Annotated in this window: 19 protein-coding genes; 14 read left to right on the forward strand and 5 right to left on the reverse strand. The window is 43.6% G+C overall.

Annotated elements, in window-relative coordinates; genetic code table 11:
* Window positions 1–151: 151 nt before the first annotated feature.
* The 3 genes from G3569_RS07720 (at window position 152) to mtnA (ending at window position 3,380) form a co-directional block, all read left to right on the forward strand.
* The gene (locus tag G3569_RS07720) at window positions 152–334 is read left to right on the forward strand and encodes a hypothetical protein (protein ID WP_165267764.1); all 183 of its coding nucleotides are present in this window, start codon (window positions 152–154) and stop codon (window positions 332–334) included.
* A 190-nt stretch (window positions 335–524) separates the two neighbouring features.
* A complete protein-coding gene (gene ggt / locus G3569_RS07725) occupies window positions 525–2,243 on the forward strand; it encodes a gamma-glutamyltransferase (RefSeq protein ID WP_240894645.1) in 1,719 nt (572 codons plus the stop codon).
* An 81-nt stretch (window positions 2,244–2,324) separates the two neighbouring features.
* Window positions 2,325–3,380 carry an S-methyl-5-thioribose-1-phosphate isomerase gene (gene mtnA, locus G3569_RS07730; protein WP_165267766.1) on the forward strand — a complete coding sequence of 352 codons (1,056 nt, stop codon included), beginning with the start codon at window positions 2,325–2,327 and terminating at the stop codon, window positions 3,378–3,380.
* 76 nt (window positions 3,381–3,456) lie between these two features.
* On the opposite strand, the gene ytxJ is transcribed toward mtnA, so the two are convergent.
* From ytxJ to G3569_RS07745, 3 genes are read right to left on the reverse strand one after another with little or no spacing between them, the layout of a single operon-like run.
* Window positions 3,457–3,852, reverse strand: coding sequence for a bacillithiol system redox-active protein YtxJ (ytxJ, locus tag G3569_RS07735; protein ID WP_165267768.1), 396 nt, complete (start codon window positions 3,850–3,852; stop codon window positions 3,457–3,459).
* Between the two features lie 39 nt (window positions 3,853–3,891).
* Entirely contained in the window at window positions 3,892–4,968 is a 1,077-nt protein-coding gene (locus tag G3569_RS07740) for a 6-phosphofructokinase (protein WP_165267770.1), read from the reverse strand.
* 3 nt (window positions 4,969–4,971) lie between these two features.
* Entirely contained in the window at window positions 4,972–5,640 is a 669-nt protein-coding gene (locus G3569_RS07745; protein ID WP_165267772.1) for an L-threonylcarbamoyladenylate synthase, read from the reverse strand.
* A gap of 228 nt (window positions 5,641–5,868) precedes the next feature.
* Here G3569_RS07745 and G3569_RS07750 point away from each other — a divergent pair, with 228 nt between their 5' ends.
* Complete coding sequence (locus G3569_RS07750) at window positions 5,869–6,576, forward strand: metal-dependent hydrolase (protein WP_165267774.1); 708 nt, start codon at window positions 5,869–5,871, stop codon at window positions 6,574–6,576.
* A gap of 183 nt (window positions 6,577–6,759) precedes the next feature.
* Entirely contained in the window at window positions 6,760–9,174 is a 2,415-nt protein-coding gene (gene ppk1 / locus G3569_RS07755; RefSeq protein WP_205720080.1) for a polyphosphate kinase 1, read from the forward strand.
* Between the two features lie 35 nt (window positions 9,175–9,209).
* Here ppk1 and G3569_RS07760 read toward each other — a convergent pair whose 3' ends face one another.
* Both G3569_RS07760 and G3569_RS07765 read right to left on the reverse strand, forming a co-directional pair.
* On the reverse strand, window positions 9,210–10,829 hold the full coding sequence (locus tag G3569_RS07760) for a Ppx/GppA phosphatase family protein (RefSeq protein WP_240894647.1): 1,620 nt from the start codon (window positions 10,827–10,829) through the stop codon (window positions 9,210–9,212).
* Window positions 10,830–11,131: 302 nt separating this feature from the next.
* Window positions 11,132–11,695 carry a DUF420 domain-containing protein gene (locus G3569_RS07765; RefSeq protein ID WP_165267778.1) on the reverse strand — a complete coding sequence of 188 codons (564 nt, stop codon included), beginning with the start codon at window positions 11,693–11,695 and terminating at the stop codon, window positions 11,132–11,134.
* A gap of 369 nt (window positions 11,696–12,064) precedes the next feature.
* On the opposite strand from G3569_RS07765, the gene G3569_RS07770 reads away from it, so the two are divergent.
* From G3569_RS07770 to coxB, 9 genes are all read left to right on the forward strand, one after another.
* The gene (locus tag G3569_RS07770; protein WP_165267780.1) at window positions 12,065–12,715 is read left to right on the forward strand and encodes a cytochrome c3 family protein; all 651 of its coding nucleotides are present in this window, start codon (window positions 12,065–12,067) and stop codon (window positions 12,713–12,715) included.
* Between the two features lie 40 nt (window positions 12,716–12,755).
* Window positions 12,756–15,806, forward strand: coding sequence for a TAT-variant-translocated molybdopterin oxidoreductase (locus tag G3569_RS07775; RefSeq protein ID WP_165267782.1), 3,051 nt, complete (start codon window positions 12,756–12,758; stop codon window positions 15,804–15,806).
* 17 nt (window positions 15,807–15,823) lie between these two features.
* Window positions 15,824–17,257 (forward strand): NrfD/PsrC family molybdoenzyme membrane anchor subunit, encoded by a 1,434-nt coding sequence (gene nrfD, locus G3569_RS07780; protein WP_165267784.1) that lies wholly within the window; start codon window positions 15,824–15,826, stop codon window positions 17,255–17,257.
* Between the two features lie 12 nt (window positions 17,258–17,269).
* Window positions 17,270–17,818 (forward strand): DUF3341 domain-containing protein, encoded by a 549-nt coding sequence (locus G3569_RS07785; protein WP_165267786.1) that lies wholly within the window; start codon window positions 17,270–17,272, stop codon window positions 17,816–17,818.
* Between the two features lie 35 nt (window positions 17,819–17,853).
* Window positions 17,854–18,843, forward strand: coding sequence for a c-type cytochrome (locus tag G3569_RS07790; protein ID WP_165267788.1), 990 nt, complete (start codon window positions 17,854–17,856; stop codon window positions 18,841–18,843).
* A gap of 55 nt (window positions 18,844–18,898) precedes the next feature.
* Window positions 18,899–20,083 (forward strand): hypothetical protein, encoded by a 1,185-nt coding sequence (locus G3569_RS07795; protein ID WP_165267790.1) that lies wholly within the window; start codon window positions 18,899–18,901, stop codon window positions 20,081–20,083.
* A gap of 70 nt (window positions 20,084–20,153) precedes the next feature.
* On the forward strand, window positions 20,154–20,714 hold the full coding sequence (locus G3569_RS07800; RefSeq protein ID WP_165267792.1) for a hypothetical protein: 561 nt from the start codon (window positions 20,154–20,156) through the stop codon (window positions 20,712–20,714).
* Between the two features lie 15 nt (window positions 20,715–20,729).
* Window positions 20,730–21,566: an SCO family protein gene (locus G3569_RS07805; protein WP_165267794.1), complete on the forward strand. Its 837-nt coding sequence runs from the start codon at window positions 20,730–20,732 to the stop codon at window positions 21,564–21,566.
* Window positions 21,553–22,503, forward strand: a complete 951-nt coding sequence (coxB, locus tag G3569_RS07810; protein WP_165267796.1) for a cytochrome c oxidase subunit II — start codon at window positions 21,553–21,555, stop codon at window positions 22,501–22,503. Before G3569_RS07805 ends, coxB begins: the two co-directional genes overlap by 14 nt.

Consider the following 22,503-nt stretch of genomic DNA (forward strand, 5'->3'; position numbering starts at 1 on the left):
AATTATCACCTTACATACAACATACGTGCTGATTTATAAAGAGGGGACAAATAAAAATAATCTCTTATAATCTCTTGTTTTGGAAGAAATTTGACCTCTGTTCGTTCAAGTTCCCGCATGTAATAGTAAAGAGGACAAACTATTTGTACTTATGGAAAAACAACGTTGGCAACGGATAGAAAGAATTATTGAAGAAAGTTGGACATTTGAGACTTTACAAGAGAAGAAAGCACATGCTAAAAAAGCATGTAATAACAATACGCAGCTTTACAAAGAGGTGATAGCACTATTAAAAGGAATACGACATGCAGAAAGAGATGGGTTCATGGAGTAGGGTCGTATTCACATTAGAATAGCATTTCTTTCAATTGTCTTAATTACGTCCTTACCCCTTTACCAACTTTTGGATAGTCCAAAACTCATGTAATTGGCATCCCTTCTATTTAAAATAGAGATAGACTTTCTTTACAGTAAATATTCTACTTTCTTACTACAGAATTACAACTCAAAAACAGATTTAACATATGCTAGTAGGTAAAAAGATGACAAACCGTTTTCTAACTTCCTTCTTTGTAGTATGCCTTTTCCTTTTTTTGCCCCTGCAAAGTAATGGGCAGGTTGGCTCAGCCAAATCATATAAAAATGGGGTTATTGTCTCAGCAGAACAACGAGCCTCTGCCATAGGAAAAGAGATTTTGCAACAGGGTGGAAATGCTGTTGATGCAGCAGTGAGCATACAGTTTGCCCTGGCTGTAACACTACCGCGAGCCGGCAATATTGGCGGTGGTGGCTTTATGGTATTACACACTGCTGATGGTAATACACGTGCCCTTGACTTCCGTGAAGAAGCTCCCCGAAAAGCCTCCAGCGATATGTATCTTCGAAATGGGGAATATATCCCTGAATTAAGTCGACGTGGAGCATTGGCTGTAGGCGTTCCCGGCGTTGTTGACGGGATGATTAAAGGCCTGGAATACTATGGACGTCTTCCCCTGGAAACTGTTATGCAACCGGCAATTGAACTTGCTCAAAAAGGATATGCTCTGTCATGGGCACAAGCTCAAAGTCTGAACAGTAAGGGCGAAGCTTTTAAACAGTTCAAAAGCTCATCTGATTATTTCTTAAAAGAAAACAATGCACCTTGGCAAGAAGGTGATCTATTTGTGCAAAAAGATCTTGCTAAAACTCTGGAACGGATTGCTAATCGCGGGCGTGATGGTTTTTATTCCGGTAAAACAGCCGACCTTATCGTCGAAGAGATGCAAAACCAAGGCGGCCTTATCACTTATGACGATCTGGATAACTATGAAAGTGTCTGGCGAACTCCTGTGAAAGCCTCTTTCCGAGGGTATGACCTCCATATTATGCCTCCTCCCAGCAGTGGTAGCATAGCGGTACATCAAATTTTAGAAATGCTCAAACCTTTTGAGCTTAAAAAAATGGAATTTAATTCTACAAACTACGTGCACTTGGTTACTGAAACCATGCGACGCGCTTTTGCCGACCGGGCATACTTTCTGGGAGATCCCGACTTTGTAGATATCCCGCAAGAACGATTACTGAGTGATAGCTATAACAAAAAACGAATGCAAAGCTTTAACAATGATAAAGCAAACTCCAGTGATGAGATAGGCCACGGGGACATTCCTTTTTTGAAAGAGTCAAGTCAAACTACTCACTACTCAATAGTAGATAAAGATGGAAATGCGGTATCAGTGACTACTACCCTTAACGGAAGCTTCGGCAGTAAACTAGCCGTAGGCGGTGCCGGTTTTGTCCTCAACAATGAGATGGATGATTTTACTGCAGAACCAAGTGAGCCCAACATGTATGGACTCATCCAGGGCAAAGCCAATGCAGTGCAGCCCCAAAAACGAATGATTAGTAGTATGACGCCCACCATTGTAACCAAAAATGGGAGTATTTGCATGGTACTAGGAGCGGCCGGCGGCCCACGGATTATTACTGCCACTCTGCAAAACTTTCTGAATTTAGCAGTCTTTGGGATGGCACCCCAGCAAGCCATCTCTGCCCCACGCTTCCACCACCAGTGGATGCCTGACAAACTCTATTACGAAGAATTTGGATTAAGTCCCGATACGCGCAATAAACTTTCCAATATGGGGCATAATCTCCAACCACGCGGCCACATAGGCCGTGCCCACTCCATCTTTATAGACGAAGATGGACTAAAATATGGCAGTGCCGATCCCCGGGCCCATGGCTCTGCCGAAGGCTACTAATTAAAAAATACAAATCCCCTTTCTTTCTGCGCGTTAATTTGGTTCCTTAACTAAGTAAAGGAAATTGAAAAATATTGATTTATGAGTAATACAGATACCATAGTAGAATCCATAGAATGGCGCGACGATCATGTCCGCATTCTTGACCAGACCTACCTGCCCAACCGCGAAGTCTACAGCGACATCCGGGATGTTGGCCGCATGTGGGAAGCGATAAAGAAATTGCGCGTTCGCGGGGCCCCTGCCATCGGCATAGCCGCAGCCTACGGTTTTTACCTGGGGATTAAAGAGCTGCCCGAAAATGCCTTTGAAAGCTTTTGGGTAGAAGTCGAGCGCGTCGCCGATTACCTGGAAACCGCACGACCTACCGCAGTAAACCTGCACTGGGCCCTGGAACGACTTAAAACCACCATCCAAGCTCATAAAGACAAAGATATTTCCGAAATCAAGGATATCGTGCTGGAGACCGCTAAAACCATCCATGCCGAAGATAAACGCACCTGTAAAAAAATTGGAGAAAACGGCGTTGAGTTGGTCCCAAAAGAGGCCCGGATATTAACGCACTGTAACACCGGCAGCCTTGCGACCGGTCAATACGGTACCGCCCTTTCTGTGATCTTCCATGCTCACGAAGAAGGGAATAAACTACAAGTATGGGTAGACGAAACCCGTCCACTGTTGCAAGGTTCTCGACTCACCTCTTGGGAGCTGATGAATGCTGAGATCCCCATGAAACTTATTACTGACTCTACAGCCGGTTCTCTAATACGACGGGGAGAAGTTGATATGGTCATTGTCGGCGCCGATCGCGTAGCTTCGAATGGAGATACAGCCAATAAAATCGGCACCTATCCACTGGCAGTATTGGCAAACGAAAATGATGTCCCCTTTTACGTAGCCGTTCCTCTTTCTACCATTGATATAGAACTGGAGAACGGTGAAGATATCCCCATCGAAGAACGAGACGGAGATGAAATTGCTAGCTTTAACGATTCAAAGGTGGCCCCCAAAAAAGTAGAGACCTATAATCCGGCTTTTGATGTAACACCACACCGATATGTTACAGCATTTATCACCGAAGAAGGGATTATCAAGCCAGACTTTGATGAAAATTTCAAAGCATTATTTGAAGACTAATTTTTAACTTAATGTGTCGGGCACCACGGTCAGGTGCCTGATTTCAAAAACCGCTTTAAATTAGATCATCTCTTGCCTAGGCAATGCCCTCCAACTCCTCTAAGATAACATCAGTTTCAATACTGCCGTGTGAGGCGTGCCAAGCCACCTGCTTATTATCAATAATAATAACTTGCGGCGACTCGTGACGCACTTCCAGTTCTTTTTCTATATGATCAGAAGCAGGACGATTACGCACAACATTCAAAAAATGCATATCGGCGACATTCAGAATATCTTCCGCCGCTTTTTCTAAGTTGCCCCTACTCATAAAGCAGACACTACACAGGTGACTGTGCTTGTAAATAAGCTGCGGTCTACCTACAGACTCTTCCAATATCATTGTCAGATGATCCGGCTCAGAAATATTATTCCAAATATCATCGGGGGTAACGCCCGACAACTTTTTCTCTAATGCGTCAAATAACCCCATACTGTTATTCCTTTTTAAATAATCTTAACAAAAAAAGACTTAATCGCCAAGACAGATACCAATATCTCTGGCTGTTTGCACCGTATCACTATCCAGAGGTACCGATTTCATCTTTCCTTCAATACTTGTTATTGGGATCCGCGTCAGTTCATTATCCTGCAACACCACCAGCTTGTTATAATCACGCTGTTGTACACACCTGATCGCTGCAGCACCATACCGCAGTGAAATCAGCCGGTCATAGGTAGAGGGCGATCCTCCACGCTGAAGATGACCAAGAACCACCGAACGCGACTCTTTACCGGTCCGTTCAGAAAGTTCATCCGCTACCTGTTTTGCAATACCGCCAAGCTGTACTTGCTGCCCCACGGTTTTGCCTTTGGTAACAAGTTCACCATCTTTCTTTTTAGCCCCCTCTGCCACTACGATCATCGTATACTGCTGGCCACTTTCTTCGCGCTCCTCAATTTTTTCTACAATAGTATCGTATGAAAATGGGATTTCCGGGATTAATACTACATCAGCGGATGATGCTATACCGGCATACAAAGCGATCCATCCGGCATACCGTCCCATCACTTCTACCGCCATAATACGATGATGCGATGCTGCCGTAGTTGTAATACGATCTAACGCTCCGGTCGCAATATCAATGGCTGTATCAAAACCTAAAGAAACATCACAGTTAAAAATATCATTGTCGATCGTTTTAGGAACTCCAACAACGTTGAGCCCTTTCTTTATCAGGCGACTGGCAATACTCATAGAGCCATCCCCGCCTATGGCAACAAGAGCATCAATTTCATGCTCCCTGAAAGTCTCAATAAGCTGATCCGAAACATCACGGGTATCCCAGCTGCCGTCATCTTTCTGGTAAGGCATATCAAAGGGATTGCCCCGATTAGCGGTGCCCAGTATGGTACCGCCCTGCAAGGTAATACCGTGAACGGCTTCTGCATCAAGCTTTATAAAAGGCTCGTCGGTATAAATTGAACCATAGCCGTTCTTGATGCCAAATACTTCCCAGCCTCTTTTAAGAGCTGCCAGCGTGGCGGCCCGTATTGCTGCATTTAAACCGGGAGCATCACCGCCCCCGGTATTTATTGCTATGCGCATATATTATTCTTCCTCCAGTGGTTCACGTTCCATCCGAAATACCTCTTCGAGCTCTTTAGCTCCTAAATCCCGACGCAAAATTTTTGTGTTGTCATCGGTCATATCCAGAATTGATGTTTCATTTGAGGGTAACGGCTGCTGATTATCGATCGTGACATCCACCAGCTTTTCAAACTCACGTAAGAATGGCTCCCGTTCATATTCAGCAAGGGCATTACCATTCATGCTGGGCTTCTTTGCAGTGATTGCCAACATCGGATTTCCCAGTTCGCGCACCAAGCCTTCAGTTATAGGATAATCAGGCACACGAATACCCACGGTCTTTTTCTTGGGATGAACAAGCAGTTTAGGCACTTCTTTTGTAGCCGGCAATATAAATGTATATGGGCCGGGAATAAGGCGCTTAATCAGCTTAAAATTGTGATCAGAAATATGAGCAAATTTAGAAATACCGGAGAGCGAGTCGCATAATATCGTAAGGTGATCGTCTTTTCCTAATGCCCGTATTTTACGGATGCGTTCAATACCCTTTTTATTTTTGTAATCACAGCCGATTGCATACTGGCTGTCGGTAGGAAATAGCACAACGGCGCCATCTCGAATTTTATCAGTAATTTCAAAAAGTCGTTTAACATGTGGTGTTTCCGGATGCAGTTTAATTCGTTCTGCCATGTTTAAAACCTCAAAATATTTTGACTATTAAAACTGTTTCAGATAAGCAAAAAAATGTGTGGGAATGTTCTCCGTTTGGCTGTTGTGATTATGAATGAAATAACATATTACCTATTATCATCATGAAAACATGATGAATCGTTTCACAGTTATGAATTTCATTAATAACACATTGATTTCGGATAATCAATTCAATTTTCAATAATCATTAATTAAATCATTCGATCTATGGATACATCAGTAAAAGCACAGTGGTTAGGACACTCAGCTTTTAAACTTGTAAGTCCTAACGATAATACAATTTTGATCGATCCGTTTTTATCACAAAACCCGGCCACACCTGATGAATACAAACAACAGGATGATGTAGATTATATTTTACTTACTCACGGCCACGAAGACCATGTGGGTGATACTCTTGAAATTGCCCAAGAAACCGGCTGTACGGTTGCCACCATGGTTGAACTTTCGCGCCTGCTTGTTGGTAAACACGGGCTCAACGAAGACCAAGCCGTGGAGTTTAATAAAGGTGGAACAGTCGATTTTGATGATTTCTCGGTTACGATGGTTTCTGCCAATCACAGTTCTTCTTTTAAAGGCGACTATGCCGGTGATCCTGCGGGACTTGTTATCTCGTTCGATGATGATATCACTTTTTATCACTTCGGTGACACCAACATCTTTTATGACCTGGAACTTTACGGGGAGCTCTATGAACCAGAGGTCATAGCGGTTCCAATGGGCGATCATTATACTATGGGTCCCGAAGAAGCTGCAATGGCTTGCGAACTTATTGAATCTGATTATGCTGTACCTATCCATTATGGTACCTTCCCGGTCTTGACGGGTGACCCTGAGATCTTTAAAGAAGAGACCGAAGATCTTTGTGATACCAAAGTGTTGATTCCGGAAGCGGGCGAGCAGTTCCTGGATTAACGGAGGTCCAATAAAATCCCTTTTTATTAATAATAGATTATATTAAAGTGGCACGGCAGCCCGTGCCACTTTCTATTTTTCCTGCCCTGTTATATTAATTAACTGTTACCATCCCACTCCAAGGTCTCATCGGCGCAAAAAAAGTGCTATATTTTTACGTCAATAGTAACAAAATCGGCAATAGTGACCGAAAATATACCACAACAAATAGCAGTTTGGCTGATCAATCGGATTAAAAACAAAGGGGTTTTAAAGCAGGCTGCAGTGATACCACAAATTGAATCTACCTTTGGCGAAGAGTATTCCGAGCTGACGACCAAGGGAAATAAAACCCTGCATCCTGATATAAAACAGAGCTTTCGGAATCTTAAAGACGATTCAATTTCCTGGAATGTGGGCAAGCAAGCCTGGATATTAAATGAGAATGAAGATCAAGACCATTCTTCGGCCTATAAAAATAAAGAAGATCTACAGGCATTACCCTGTGCGGTTGAAGCGCAGGAGGTTCCAAACAAAGCTCCTCTAGACCATCCATCCCTATTCTTAAATCGAGAACTGGGATGGCTCGATTTTAATTGGCGGGTATTACACCAGGCAATGGATCGCAGAATGCCACTGCTCGAACGCCTCCGGTTTATTGCTATTACAACCAGTAACCTTGATGAGTTTGTGCAAAAACGTGTGGGCGGGCTGAAAAGGCAACAGGCGGCAGGTGTTTTTGATCTGAGTCCCGACGGACGTACCCCGGATGTGCAGATCGAACTCGTACAAAAAGAAGCTTCTAAAATGCTTCAAAAGATCTCCAAGGTCTGGAACCTGCTACTGAAGCAGGAGCTGGAAAATGAAGCTTCTATTGCTATTTCCAGCTACGACGATCTAACTTCTGACCAACGAGAAACCCTTAACGAATATTTTGACGACCACATCTACCCAACACTCACCCCTTTAGCGGTAGACCCGGGACATCCCTTCCCTTTTATTTCAAACCTGAGCCTCTCGCTTGCCGTTAAGCTTAAACGACCTGATCGCGACGGTTTTAATTTTGCACGGGTTAAAATACCTACGAATCAACCCCGTTGGCTCCCCATTGAAAGTGATACTCATGCATTCCACTACGTACCTACCGAAGAGATAATACGACAAAACATCCACAAGCTTTTCCCAGGCATGACGGTTAAAAGCTCTTGTGTTTTTCGCATCACAAGAAATGCTGATTTGCGACGCAATGAAGAAGAAGCAGAAGATCTGCTCGCGATGATCTCTGAAGAGCTCCGGGAACGTCGTTTTGCCGAAGTTGTACGACTGGAGATCGAAAAGAATGTAGATCCGAAAGTACTTAAGCTCCTTAAAACCGAGCTTAATCTCACCGACAAAGATATCGTTTATATAGACGGTCTCCTGGAGCTTTCTGATTTTTTCGATATATCCGACAAAAACCTGCCCAACCTGCGATTCAAAAAATGGAATCCTGTTGTTCCCAAGGCCCTCTACCATGAAGGGGAAGCCGAGGATCGTAAGAACATCTTTGATATTATAAAGAGCGAAGATTTGTTGGTACATCATCCTTACGAATCCTTTTCCGGCAGCGTACGTCGCCTTATCGAAGAAGCCGCTGATGACCCAGATGTGTTGGCCATCAAACAAACCCTGTACCGTACCTCCGATGACTCGCCTATCGTAAAAGCGTTAATACGAGCCGCTGAAAAAGGCAAACAGGTGGCTGTTCTTGTTGAAGTGAAAGCCCGCTTCGATGAAGCCAGTAATATCGAATGGGGTAAAAAACTGGAGAATGCCGGGGTACATGTTGCCTATGGATTGGTCGGATTAAAAACACACGCTAAGGTTGCACTAATTGTCCGGCGTGAAGGCGACGAGCACGTTACCTATTGCCATATTGGTACCGGCAACTACCATATACATACTGCCGAAATATATACTGACCTCGGGCTGCTCACCAACGATCCCGACCTTGGCTACGATGTTACTAACCTGTTCCATTTTCTTACAGGCTATGCCCCCGATCAACAGTACCGAAAGTTATTGGTTGCCCCCAACAAATTGCGGGAATCTTTTTATGAGCTGATTGAAAATGAAATGAAGATTGCTAAAAATGGCGGTAATGGAAGAATTATTGCCAAAATGAACGCCCTTGACGATGTGGACCTTATCCAAAAGCTCTACGCTGCATCGCGTAAAGGAGTAAAAATAGATCTCATTGTTCGGGGACATTCACGTTTGCGTCCACAATTAGAAGGATACAGTGAAAATATCCGCATCATAAGTATTATTGGCCGCTTCCTGGAACACGATCGTATTTATTACTTCGGAAATGCCAGTAATGCCAACATCTTTATTGGCAGTGGTGATTGGCGATCCCGAAATCTCAATAAGAGAGTAGAAGCACTAGTTCCCATCATGCAAGAGACGCTCAAAAAACGGATTAGTCGTATCTTGAACGAGGCATTATCGGATAACCGTCTGGCTTGGGATATGCATGCTGATGGAACCTACACGCTTCGGTATCCTGATAAAGAAGAAACGACCAACAACTTTCAACAAGAGATGATGGCAGATTCACGCAACCGTGCCTTTAGTTAGTACCGATGTTTATTGTTTTCGCTTTCCGAAAAAAGTTATGACTTGTGCTCCGGATAGGGAGTTGGCTGTTCAACTGCAATAACCTTTCCATCTTCTTTTGGAAAAATCTGCAGCTCTTTATCCGTTACTTTCTCAAAAAGGTGAGACTTTCGCATGGCTCCCCAAATTTCCAATTGCGGATCTGATTCTGTGGTGATAATTAATTGAATCTTATTGTTTCCTTTTTTAATCTCGAGTTCTTGCACATTTTGATAGTGACTGCGATCCAGACCATCCGCGACACGTAACAAGGCAGACAACTTTTTAACCCGCTTTCGCAATGGCTTATCTAACTTTCGATATCGCTTATGTCGCTTTTTGGGAGTTGATCGCCTGTGGTAACGAGCAACGTTTGCAATAATATTTATTTCATTTTCTGTAAAGCCCTTTAGATCGGCATGGCGAATAATATATAAGGCGTGCTTGTGGTGTTTACGGTGAGAGATGTAATAGCCGATATCATGCAGATATCCGGCGTATTCCAGTAACTCCCGATCCTCATCCGGCAGATTTAGCTCTTCCCGGAATTCATCAAAAAGCTGCAGCGCCATTTCAGTCACATGTCGGGAATGGGCCTCATGCCAATTGCACTTACGAAGCAGCTCGAAAACACTGCGGCGTCTCGGGTTAGGGTATTGCTCAAGCAGGTCCAGCTCCAGTTCATCCTGTTTATCATTTATATAATCCAAAACCATACCCTCTCGCAGTGCCGATTCCGAAATACGAACCTGTCTAATTCCGCATTGCTCGATTAATAATTTGAGCAGCACCAGGCCCGGGGTTATAATATCAACTCTTTTTTCATCCAAGCCCTTCTGATCTAATCGGGAATCCCGATCCAGCTTAATAAAATAATCATAAAACTCCTGGAAACAGCTCGTTGGGTATTCCAGACCATTTAAGGTAACCGAAGCCGTGATAGATTCCTCATTGGCAATCATATCTGCAATATTTTCCATAGTCCCAGACGAACCGATAATAGTCTTTATATCGTAGGCATCTACAGCTTCAAATACATCTGAAAGCTCTTTCTTAAAATGATCGCAAAGCTGGTCAATTTCGGTCTCAGTAATCGGATCATTGTCAACAAAAAGGCCGGCCATTCGGGCCACCCCCAACTTTTTACTGGTGCTAAAAGTAATGGTCTCGTTATCACCTATGATTAGCTCTACGCTTCCGCCCCCGATATCAACCATTAAAACCGTTTCATCTTCAAAAGAAACCGCATGCTGAATAGCACGTCCAATTAACTCTGCTTCTTTACCACCGGATATTGCCAGTGCTTTAATACCCACCTCGTCAATCATACGCTGGATAAACACGCCCCCATTTTCAGCCTCCCGTATTGCACTGGTAGCACAAGACAACATTTTTTCGACACCTTTACTATCACAGAGTATCTTAATTTTATGCAACGAAGATATTGCCCGGTCCATCACATCATCAGTAAGCCGGTTATCTACCACTCCTTCTCCAAGCCGAACCATCTCTTTTAATTTATCGACTGTCCGGAAACGACCATCACTATAAACATCCACAATTACAGCATGAAAGGAGTTCGTTCCCAGGTCTAAGGCAGCAATACGTTTTTTTGCAATATTATTTTGAGAGGCCATACCCATCGGATCTACTAATTTATATAGCTAAAGTTCGCTTTTCCGTTTCTTGAAAGCTCTAATAAGAAGGGTACTAAAAATATGAGAGTATTAGAACCACAGGGCAAAACCAGCATCATCTGGCAAATGCTCACACGACTTTCGCGAATCCCCACTTAGGATGGCATCTCCCCTGTTCTTTACCAGCTATATAAAAAGAGGTTTGGCAGTTAACAATATCTTAAAATAGAATTGCTCCAAAAATGAGCGTCTAAAATAATCAAGCCCCCTCTCTCTACCCTTTATGCTGTTACTATAACCAGTTAGGAATATGCTCTCAGTAAAAAGAACACCGCCACGCCCGTTACCGAAACATATAGCCACACCGGCAAGGTTACTTTAGACACTTTCCGATGTAATTTCAGTTTTCCTGAAAAAGCCAGATAAAAGCTGGTCAATATTAAGGGCATCACTAACGCTGACAGTATAATATGGGTAATGAGGATAAAGAAATAGAGCGGCCGAATAAGTCCCTCTCCTGTAAAAGGCGTACTACCATGAAAGTTATGGTAGATAACATAACTGATAAGAAAGAAAGCTGAAGTTACAAAGGCAGTAAGATTAAATTTCATATGCCGTTGGAAATCGCGCTTGCGAATCGCTTGGTATCCAAACAGTAACAAAACGGCACTGGTACTATTTAATAAGGCATTCAAAGCAGGCAGGCTATCGATCAAGGTAGAACCATACTCACTTCCCCCTTTAAAATAGATGAGCCAAAACAAGAATCCCAGGGCTCCTGCACTTATTAATAGGATAACCCCAATAGCTTTTGCCAAACTTATATCTTTAAGCAGATCAATAGTGAACGGTTCACCAGAATTCATCACATCGTATTATTAATCGTTAAATATTGCAGATGCTAAAGGTACTAATTTTACTATAGATATAGCAGTCGTATATGAAGACTATAAATCGATGGTAATATTGCTTGCCGTCAAGAGAACCTGTCAAGATTTCATAATGATTTGCCAACTATTTTGGATTCTTATTAAGCATTTGTGAAAAATAGATTTTATCTTAGCCCACTTACTTTTGGGCTGAGAAATGGAGCGATTGGTGCTATTTAGAATCGGTATAAATATATGCCTTGTCTTTTTTTAGGGTTCTAAAATCGCCGGAATTTCCATACATTCAGGCCGAAACTTTTTATGAGAATATCTGGAATACAAGCAACGATAAATTCTACATAACCTATGGCTCAGATCTTTCCCAAATGGGCAAATGAAGTCCCGCACCAGATTTTGCTCGGGCTAACCATTTTAGCAACAGTAACAGTAGCAGGAGTTTGGTACTACTTTTCCCCTGAATACACCGATGTCGGCTATGCCCCCGAGCAGCCCATTGCGTATAGCCATAAACTGCATGCCGGTAAGCTCGACATTGACTGCCAATACTGTCACACAAATGTTGAAAAATCGAAGCACGCAAATGTGCCGGCTACGCAAACATGCATGAATTGCCACAGCCAAATTGATTCCAACAACCCTGAAGAGGTTGAGAAAATTCGCGAAAGCTGGAAATCTGATGAGTCTATTGAATGGGTTCGTGTGCACAACCTCCCCGACTACGCTTACTTTAATCACGCAGCACACGTTAATGTGGGCGTTGGGTGCGAAACCTGCCATGGTCGTGTAGACCGAATGGAGGTTGTTTCACAAAAAGAACCTTTAAGCATGAGCTGGTGTCTCGATTGCCATCGCAATCCTGAACAGTACGTTCGCCCGGTGGAAGAAGTCACCACAATGGGCTATGAGCCTAAAAAAGAGCAGCTGGAACTTGGGCGCGAACTTGTTGCAAAACATAATATTGCACCGCCAACATATTGCCAAGGCTGCCACTACTAATTTTTATTAAACGAATCTGAACTAACTCAATCGTAACCGAATGAGCGAAGACGTAAAAAATCCCAACTACTGGAAAAGTCTGGGCGAACTTGCCAGAAATGATGAGTATGAGAAGTTCGTCGAGCGCGAGTTCCCGGAAAATGCTACAGAACTTAATGATGAGGTATCCCGACGCAGCTTTCTGCGTGTAATGGGTGCTTCCATTGCCCTGGCAGGTTTTGCTGCCTGTCGGCGTCCCGTTCAAAAAATAATGCCATATAGTAAGATGCCGGAAGATGTTGTTCCCGGCAAACCACTATACTATGCATCAGCAATGCCTTTTCAAGGTGCATTAGATGGTATTGTTGTAGAAAACAATGAAGGACGCCCAAGTAAAATTGAAGGAAATGAACTACATCCTTCAAGTAACGGGAATACCAGTATTTTTGGGCAAGCTGCGATCCTTAACATGTTTGACCCGGATCGTTCACGCAAAGTCCGAAAAGACGGAGAACAATCTTCGGTTAGCGCTTTTGCAAAGTTTTGCAGCGAACATTTCGCCGATACATCGCAAAATATCGCCTTTATCTCAGAAGCCAACTCTTCTCCTACTTATAATAGGCTGAAAGAGCAGGCTCTCGACAAGTTTTCAAATGCCCAGTGGGTAACATACGAAGCTTTTGGCGAAGACAATGCCCTGGAAGGAACAAATATTGCATTTGGTCAGCGCCTGCGTACGGTTAACCACTATGATAAGGCTGAAACAATTGTCAGCTTTGATCATGATTTTCTAAATCCGGCCGGAGATAATAATAGTGTCCAGAACACGAAGCAATTTACTGATGGACGCGATGTAACTTCTCCCGAGGATGAGATGTCTCGCTTTTATGCTATTGAAAGCACATTCTCCCTTACCGGATCCAATGCTGACAACCGCCTGCGTGTTAAGTCGGGCGAAATAGACCTCTTTATATATGCACTTGCTGCTGAATTGGCCAAGTCCGTTAACGGATTGTCGGCATTTAGCGGTTACACAAACAAATTTTCTGATCATGAGTGGATTCCTGTTCTCGCTGAAGAACTATTGGAGAATCAGGGTGAATCCATTCTTACGGTCGGACGAGATCACAAGCCGGCTCTTCATGCAGCGGTAGCAGCAATGAATGTTGCACTGAATAACGCTGAAGAAACCGTTACCTACCACGATGTACCACATATTGATAACCACAATAACAATGAAGCATTTGCTGAAGTTGTTGAAAGTCTTGAAAACGGTAACATTGATACGGTAGTACTTGTGGGAACCAATCCTGCATTTACGGCCCCGGCTGATCTTAACTTCTCTGATGCCCTATCCAATGCCGGTCAGGTTATACATCTCTCTGAATATTATAATGAGACGTCTAAACTGGCCAATTGGCACATCAACCGTGCCCACTTTCTTGAAGCATGGGGCGATGGATACTCTTACAGTGGCACACGATCTATTATACAGCCACAAATTGAACCGCTTTATTCCGGCGTCAGTGAAATCGAATTTTTAAGTACAGTCCTTAATGGCGAAAAGCCAAAGGGATATGATCTCGTTCAGCACACCTGGAAAGATTTTTACTCTTCTGATTTCAAAGCCCAATGGAGAAAAGCGCTGCACGATGGTATTGCAGATGATACGGGCTTCCCTACTAAATCAGTAGATATTTCACGAACATTTAACAACCGTGTAAGCGACTTTTTAGGTAATGCCAGTACCGCAGAAGGTATGGAACTGGTTATTCGCACGGATTCTACCGTTTTTGACGGACGTTTTGCCAATAACGGCTGGCTGCAAGAGCTTCCTAAGCCAATGACCAAGATTACTTGGGACAACGTTGCCCTTATGAGCAAGAAGACTGCTGATGAGCTGGGCGTTGAAGAAGCCGGTTTGGGCAAAGCGGAAGTAGAAATGATTGCTATCACTGTTGACGGCACTACCGTTGAGATGCCCGCTTGGGTCCAGCCGGGACATGCCGATGACAGTATTACAATTACAGTGGGTTACGGACGCGAAGGGGTCGGACGTGTTGCGAACAAGTCCGGTTTTGACACCTATCCGCTCCGTACCACCGACAACATGCACTTTGCGAGCGATGTCTCTGTGGAAAAAACAGGCCAGATGTATGAAGTTGCCTGTACGCAAGACCATAATACCATGGAAGGGCGTTCTTTGTTAAGACACGCAACCCTTCAAGAGTATCGCGAAGATCCCCATTTCTCTTCTTATGAATCATCTTATGATGCAGAGATGCCGGGAGTGGCATTTGCCGAAGAGCATGGCGAAGACGATCCACTGTCGATCTTTAACCCAATTGATGAACAAGAGTACCCGGATGACCAACCGCAATGGGGCATGTCTATTGACCTGAATGCCTGCACCGGTTGTGGAGTCTGTACTATTGCCTGTACGGCAGAAAACAACATTCCGGTTGTTGGTAAGCGTGAAGTAAACCGCGGCCGTGAAATGCACTGGATTCGAAATGATCGTTATTTCGACGGTGATGTTAATAATCCAAAGGCGTTGCACCAGCCTGTACCCTGTATGCATTGCGAAATGGCGCCTTGCGAGCAGGTATGCCCTGTTGCAGCGACTACCCACAGTGAAGACGGCATGAACCAAATGGCCTACAACCGCTGTATTGGTACGCGTTACTGCGCTAACAACTGTCCGTACAAAGTTCGTCGTTTCAACTTCTTCAATTATACGAAGGAGTTCTTGACGGGCGGTGATGATCCTGAAATCATCCAGATGGCAATGAATCCGGAGGTTACCATTCGTTTCCGCGGTGTGATGGAGAAATGTACATACTGCGTACAGCGTGTTAACCGAGCAAAAATTAATCGCGATATCGAAACGGACGGTGCTACCCAGAAACCGGAAGACGGAGCAGTAGAAACAGCTTGTCAGCAAGCTTGCCCTGCTGATGCGATCTATTTCGGTGATCTTACCGATCCGGAAAGTGAAGTAGTGAAAACGAAGAAGAATAATCGTAACTACTTGCTACTCGAAGAACTTAATACACGTCCTAGAACGTCGTATCTCTCAGAACTTAGTAACCCCAATCCGAAATTGGCTTAATTTCCAACAATTTTACGATGAGCACAGATTACCAATACGTACCAGAGCCAAAACTCGTAAAAGGTGACCATACCTTTGGGAGTATTACTGATATTATTGCTAAGACTCCCTTATCCCCCACACCTAAATTGTGGTACCTGGCATTTGGTGTTGCCAACGTCTTACTGATCACCCTTTTAGGAGCAATAGGCTATCTTGTTTGGGATGGAACCGGAATTTGGGGCCTTAACAACCCGGCAGGTTGGGGTTGGGCTATTATCAACTTCGTTTGGTGGGTTGGTATCGGCCACGCCGGAACACTTATTTCTGCTATTTTATTCCTCTTTAGACAGGGCTGGCGTACAGCCATTAACCGCTTTGCGGAGGCTATGACCATCTTCGCCGTAATGTGTGCAGGTATTTTCCCTGCTATCCACGTTGGTCGTATCTGGGTTATCTACTGGGTTTTCCCTATTCCGAACCAAATGGCAGCTTGGCCGAACTTCTCCAGTCCCCTGTTGTGGGATGTTTTTGCAGTAAGTACCTACTTTACTGTTTCTCTGCTCTTCTGGTATGTTGGTTTAATCCCCGATCTTGCTACCCTGCGCGATAAAGCAAAAAGCAAAGTGGCGAAAATTGCATATGGAATTGGCGCTCTGGGCTGGACAGGCAGCTTTAAGAACTGGTGGCACTACGAAAAGGCCTATATGATTCTGGCCGGTCTTGCCACTCCCTTGGTACTTTCTGTACACACTATTGTATCTTTTGACTTCGCCGTTTCGGTTATTCCGGGCTGGCACAGTACCATTTTCCCACCTTACTTTGTTGCCGGTGCTATTTATTCCGGTTTTGCCATGGTATTAACCCTGATGTTGATCGCTCGCAAGATATACGGTCTTGAAGACATCATGAACATCGATATCATGGAAAAAATGAACCTCGTGATGATGGTAACAGGTAACTTAGTTGCCTTTGCATACCTGATGGAAGGGTTTGTTGCCTGGTACAGTGGATATATCTATGAACAAGGAATTTTCTGGCTATACGTCGTTGGTCCCTACGCATGGGGCTTCTGGATACTGATGTTCTGTAACGTTGTAACCCCTCAGTTCCTCTGGTTTAAGAAAATTCGACGTAATGTAGCCCTTACTTTTGTGATTTCAATTATTGTAAATATCGGTATGTGGTTTGAGCGATTCATGATTTCTGTAGCATCGCTCGCTACCGACTTTATGCCCGCAAACTGGGATTATTATTCCCCAACACTGTGGGATATCCTCACCTACGTGGGCACTTTCGGGCTTTTCTTCACCTTCTTCCTCCTCTTCCTGCGGTTCTTACCAATGGTTGCGATTGCTGAGGTTAAAGGTGTTATGCCCCAAGCCGATCCACACAACTATGACGAGGAAACAAAAGAATTCGACGTATCAAAAACTGAACCTGTTGTGGTTCAACAAGAGCAAACTGTTTAGTAACTGATATCTATGGAAGCAGAAAATAAAGACGTTTACGGCGTATTAGCCGAGTTCCGCAATCCAAAGGAACTTGTTGATGCGGCAGAATCTGTAAAAAAGTCCGGCTACCAGGATTTTGACACCTATGCCCCTTTCCCGATCCACGGAATGGAAAAAGCTATGGGGATCAAAGAATCTCCCCTTGGCTGGATTGTCCTTGGTGGTGCCCTAATCGGTATGGTTGGTGCACTTACCCTCATGGTTTGGGTTATGGGCTACGAATACCCGATGAATATAAGCGGTAAACCATTTATCAATATACCGATCTATATCCCCATTACTTTTGAGTTGACCGTCTTATTATCTGCTTTTGCAGCGGTATTTGGAATGATAGGCCTTAATAAACTGCCTCGTTTCCACAATCCACTGTTTAACGTAGATCGCTTTGATAAGGCATCGGATGATGGCTTCTTTGTTTGCATTGAAGCAACCGACAGCCTTTTTGCCGAGGAAAAAGTTACCAAGCTGTTCCAAGACAACGGGGCAACACATATTGAAACTGTTTACGATTCGGAATAATCACCATAAAAATCTTTAGTTTGCACAACGATCCGATGAAAGCTTCTAAGTACTTATTTTTTGCAGCTATTGCTCTACCACTGGTACTATCTTCTTGCCGTGGTGAACGGTTTAAGCATCAGCCTGTCCACCCTAATATGAATATGGACCAGCAAGAACGATTTGAACCACAGGAGAAGAACGAATTCTTCGATGACAATCGCGCTATGCGTAAGCCCGTGGACGGAACAGTGGCTCGCGGAAAACTGAAAGCCGATAAGGCCTTTTATAAAGGTGTCAACAAAGATGGAGACTACATTGATAATATTCCCGTAGACCTAACAAAGTCTTTTTTATACCGGGGTAAAAAGCAGTATGAGGTCTTCTGTACTCCATGTCACGGCATCAAAGGCGATGGCAATGGTATTATCATGGCTAATAACTATGGTTATGTTCCGGCTCCGGATTTTCATTCAGACTTTGTTCGTGACCGCAATGATGGCTACTACTACGCTGCCATTGCTAACGGCGTTCGAACTATGCCTTCTTATGCTACCCAAATTGATGTAAAAGACCGATGGGCTATAGTGGCTTATATTCGCGCGCTTCAAAAGAGTCAAAACGTTTCTGAAGAGGAGATTCAACAGTACGATGTTAACGTAGACTCCTTAAATCAAGATTTTGCTGAAGCTCAAAAGGCTGAGGAAGCCAAAAAAGCAAAGCAGAAGCAAAAAGGCGGCGGTGAGGTATCTGTTGAACGTGGTAAAACGATAGCTACAAATAATGCATGCAATACTTGCCACTCTACCGATGGTTCCCGTTTAGTAGGACCAACCTGGAAAAATCTCTACGGCAGTGAACGTACACTTACCGACGGAGAAACCGTAGTGGCAGACGAAGAATATTTACGCACAGCTATTGTGGAACCATCGGCTCAAGTTGCTGAAGGGTTTGCCCCTTCTATGGTACCTTATGACCACCTAAGTGATAGCAAAATCAATTCCTTGATTGCTTATATCAAGTCACTAAGCGAGAACGCAGAATAATTACAGAATTTCTTTTAAAACGTATTTTACGAATACAAATAATTTGGTTTAATCTATGAGCAAGCCCAAAATAACCGATACACTGGAGTTCCCCTCTGACTTAAATATAACCAAATCGTTATTTGGTGTGGGTATCGTGGGACTCTTGGCTACGGGTGTAGGATATTTCTTACAACACGATCAGTTCTTCTTTTCTTACCTGGTAAGCTTCTCGTTCTTTTCCAGTATAGCTTTGGCCAGCTTGTTTTTTGTGATGTTACAGCATTTAACTCGCTCGCATTGGAGTACTGCTATACGTCGTATCCCCGAGGCGATCTCATCAAACTTGTGGATTTGGGCCATCTTTATTATTCCAGTACTTCTGGGTATGCACTCCCTTTATCACTGGACCCATGCTGATGCTGTTGCCCATGATCCGGTCATGAAAGGCAAAGTGCCCTATTTGAACACGAGTTTCTTTATTATTCGACAATTTATCTACTTTGCCCTTTGGAGCTTTTTGGGCTACCGCATGTACTCTAAGTCTGTAGAGATGGATGAAAGCGGCGATTGGGGCATCCAAACATTATTACGACGCACCAGTGGTCCCGGATTGTTCTTCTTTGGAATTACTCTTGCATTTGCTTCTTTCGACTGGTTAATGACTCTTGATCCGCACTGGTACTCCACCATTTTTGGAGTCTATTACTTTGCAATGAGCTTCCAGGGACTTTTTGCTACCCTCATTCTCATTGTGATGTATTTGTGGAAGCAGGGATTACTTACCAATACGATTAAGAAGGGGCATATTTATGATCTGGGCGTTCAGATGTTCGGATTTACCGTATTCTATGCTTATATCGCCTTCAGCCAGTTTTTATTGATTTATTATGCGAACATCCCGGAAGAGACCGTGTGGTTTTTAGAGCGTCTCAACGGTGGCTATGAGTACTTGGCCTATTTGTATATGTTCGGCCGCTTTGTAATTCCGTTTGTTGTTTTACTTTCAAAGCGCGCAAAATCGAATTACAAAATTGTAACCAGCATTTCTGTATTAATCCTGATATCTCACTTGGTTGAGCTCTACTGGATTGTAATGCCGGTATTGAATCACCATGGTTTCCACTTAAGTTGGATGACCATCACAAGTTTCATTGGACTCGGCGGAATCTTCTTTGGACTCTTCTTCCATCGCTTTAAGCAAAGCAAGATGGTTCCCATTAACGATCCTACGCTCGGTGATTCACTAAACAAACACTAAAAAACAATCAACAGCTAAAACGTTGAACGCAGTCAGGGTCTGCCCGCTGCGAACTAAGCTTTAAATTCTCATGGCAAGCGAAGACAAAAATTATACTTCGGAGTTTAAAAGAGAAGTTGCCCAAAAGGCACTCGATCAACAAAAGCAAGACTTAGACAAGCTCTCTGATAAATATGAGCTGCCGGTCTCTGTTATCTTAATGTGGGCTACCGAACTGGAAAACGCCATTGATAACAATGCAGATCTTGATGAAGTATTTGCTTCCGAAGAAGAAGCAGAAGAGGCTACAGAAGCTCCTCAAGAAGTTGACATAGAAGCAGATGACAGAGTAGCAGAATCTGTAGCGCATGGCGTTATGGATGACAAGCTTAACTATAAGCGCCTCGTTTTCTGGAGTGTTTTAGGAACTATTCTTGTTATCATCTTCGTGAAGGCGCTCCTTGAAATGTATCAACTTAATGAGCGGCAATTGAAAGATAGTGTATCTGCAGACAGTGAATACTATCAAGTAAATAAGATGAACCGTGAAGCTGAAGAAGAGCTGAATAGCTTTGGTGTTGTAGACGCCGAAAATGATGTTTATCGAATTCCTATCGACAGTGCAATTAATAAAGTAGCTGCCGATAAATAATGAGTATGTAGTATAATGAAATATGTTGGGCTAATAGCGGCAATATGCCTGTTACTACATCCGGTAACAACACGTGCTCAACTGAACAAACAAAAGCCGCGTAACTTAAAGGATGTTGGCGTAACAGAGCAATTAGGCGAAAAGATACCGCTGGATCTGCGCTTTGCAACAGCAGAAGGCGACTCAGTAAGATTAGGCGATTTATTTACTGATGGCAAACCGGTACTCTTGAACCCGGTTTACTATGAATGTCCGCAACTGTGCTCCATGGTAAAAGAAGCGATTTATAAAGGTGTTGAAGACCTAAAATGGAGTCCCGGATCAGAATATAATATTGTTACTTTTAGCTTCGATCCCGATGAAGGACCTAAACTTGCCGCCGATAACAAACAACGATTTTTAAAAAAACTGGATCGGGAAGGCGCTGCACATGGTTGGCACTTCCTCACCGGTAATAAGAAGAATATAAAAAAGCTTACTGATGCTATTGGGTTTGACGTCCGCAAATTAGAAGACGGACAGTATGCTCACGGCGCAGCAATCACTTTTTTGAGCCCCAACGGGGTAATAACACGTTACCTTTATGGTCTCAAATTTGAAGAATTTAATATGCGGAATGCCTTATATGAAGCAGCAGACGGTAATATCGGCAGCACCGCAGAACAAGTATTACTCTACTGCTACCAATACGATGCAGATGCCAATACCTATGTACCCGTTGCCTGGCGAATAATGAAAATTGGTGGCTTTGCTACCATGCTTATTCTGGGTATTTTTCTTAGTTTCATGTGGGTACGACATAGATATTCAAATAACGAACAGCAAATAACAGATACGAATGGACGCGCTTAACGATTTATTTCTTCCACCGGCAAAATCAACGCTGGCAAGCCAGACCGACACGCTCTTCTGGTTTGTTCATTTAAGCAGCCTTGCATTAACGATCGGCCTTATTGCCGTAATTGTATACTTTGTATATAAATATAGGCGTAAGTCTGAAGATGAAGTTACACCGCTTATCACCCACAATAATAAGTTGGAGGTAACCTGGTCGGTGATCCCCCTTATTTTAGTACTTATCGTATTTGGCTGGGGATACCAGGTATTCATGAACCAGCGAGTAGTGCCCGATGATGCTTATGAGGTCAATGTAACGGCTCAAAAATGGATCTGGCAGTTTCAATATGAAAATGGGGCTCGAACAACCGGTGAACTACACGTTCCGGCCGGGCGACCCATTAAACTTGTCATGAGCTCTAATGATGTTATTCACTCCTTTTTTGTACCGGATTATCGCCTGAAGCAAGATGTTGTTCCGGGCCGTTATACCGAGATGTGGTTTAACGCTCCCGACCCCGGTGAATCGATTGTGTACTGTACCGAATATTGTGGTACTGACCATTCTAATATGTTGGCCAATATCATTGTTCACGAACAAGACGATTTTGAAAACTGGCTAGCCGAAAATGCAGGCGGTGCTTCAAAACCCGACGATATGCCTCCCGCTGAATGGGGTAAGCAGATTGCTCAGGAATATGCATGTTCTACCTGCCACTCTGCCGACGGCAGCCAGATGGTTGGACCTACCTGGAAAGGAACGTTTGGCAGCGAAGAACCTCTTGCCGACGGTTCTACCGTTACTGTGGACGAAAACTATATTCGTGAATCTATTTTAGAACCGAATGCCAAAGTTGTTGAAGGCTATCCTGCCGTGATGAATACTTACCAGGGACAGCTCAATGATGAACAGATCAACGCGATTATTGAATACATCAAAACACTGAAGTAA

The sequence above is a fragment of the Fodinibius halophilus genome, from assembly GCF_011059105.1.
GTDB lineage: Bacteria > Bacteroidota > Rhodothermia > Balneolales > Balneolaceae > Fodinibius > Fodinibius halophilus.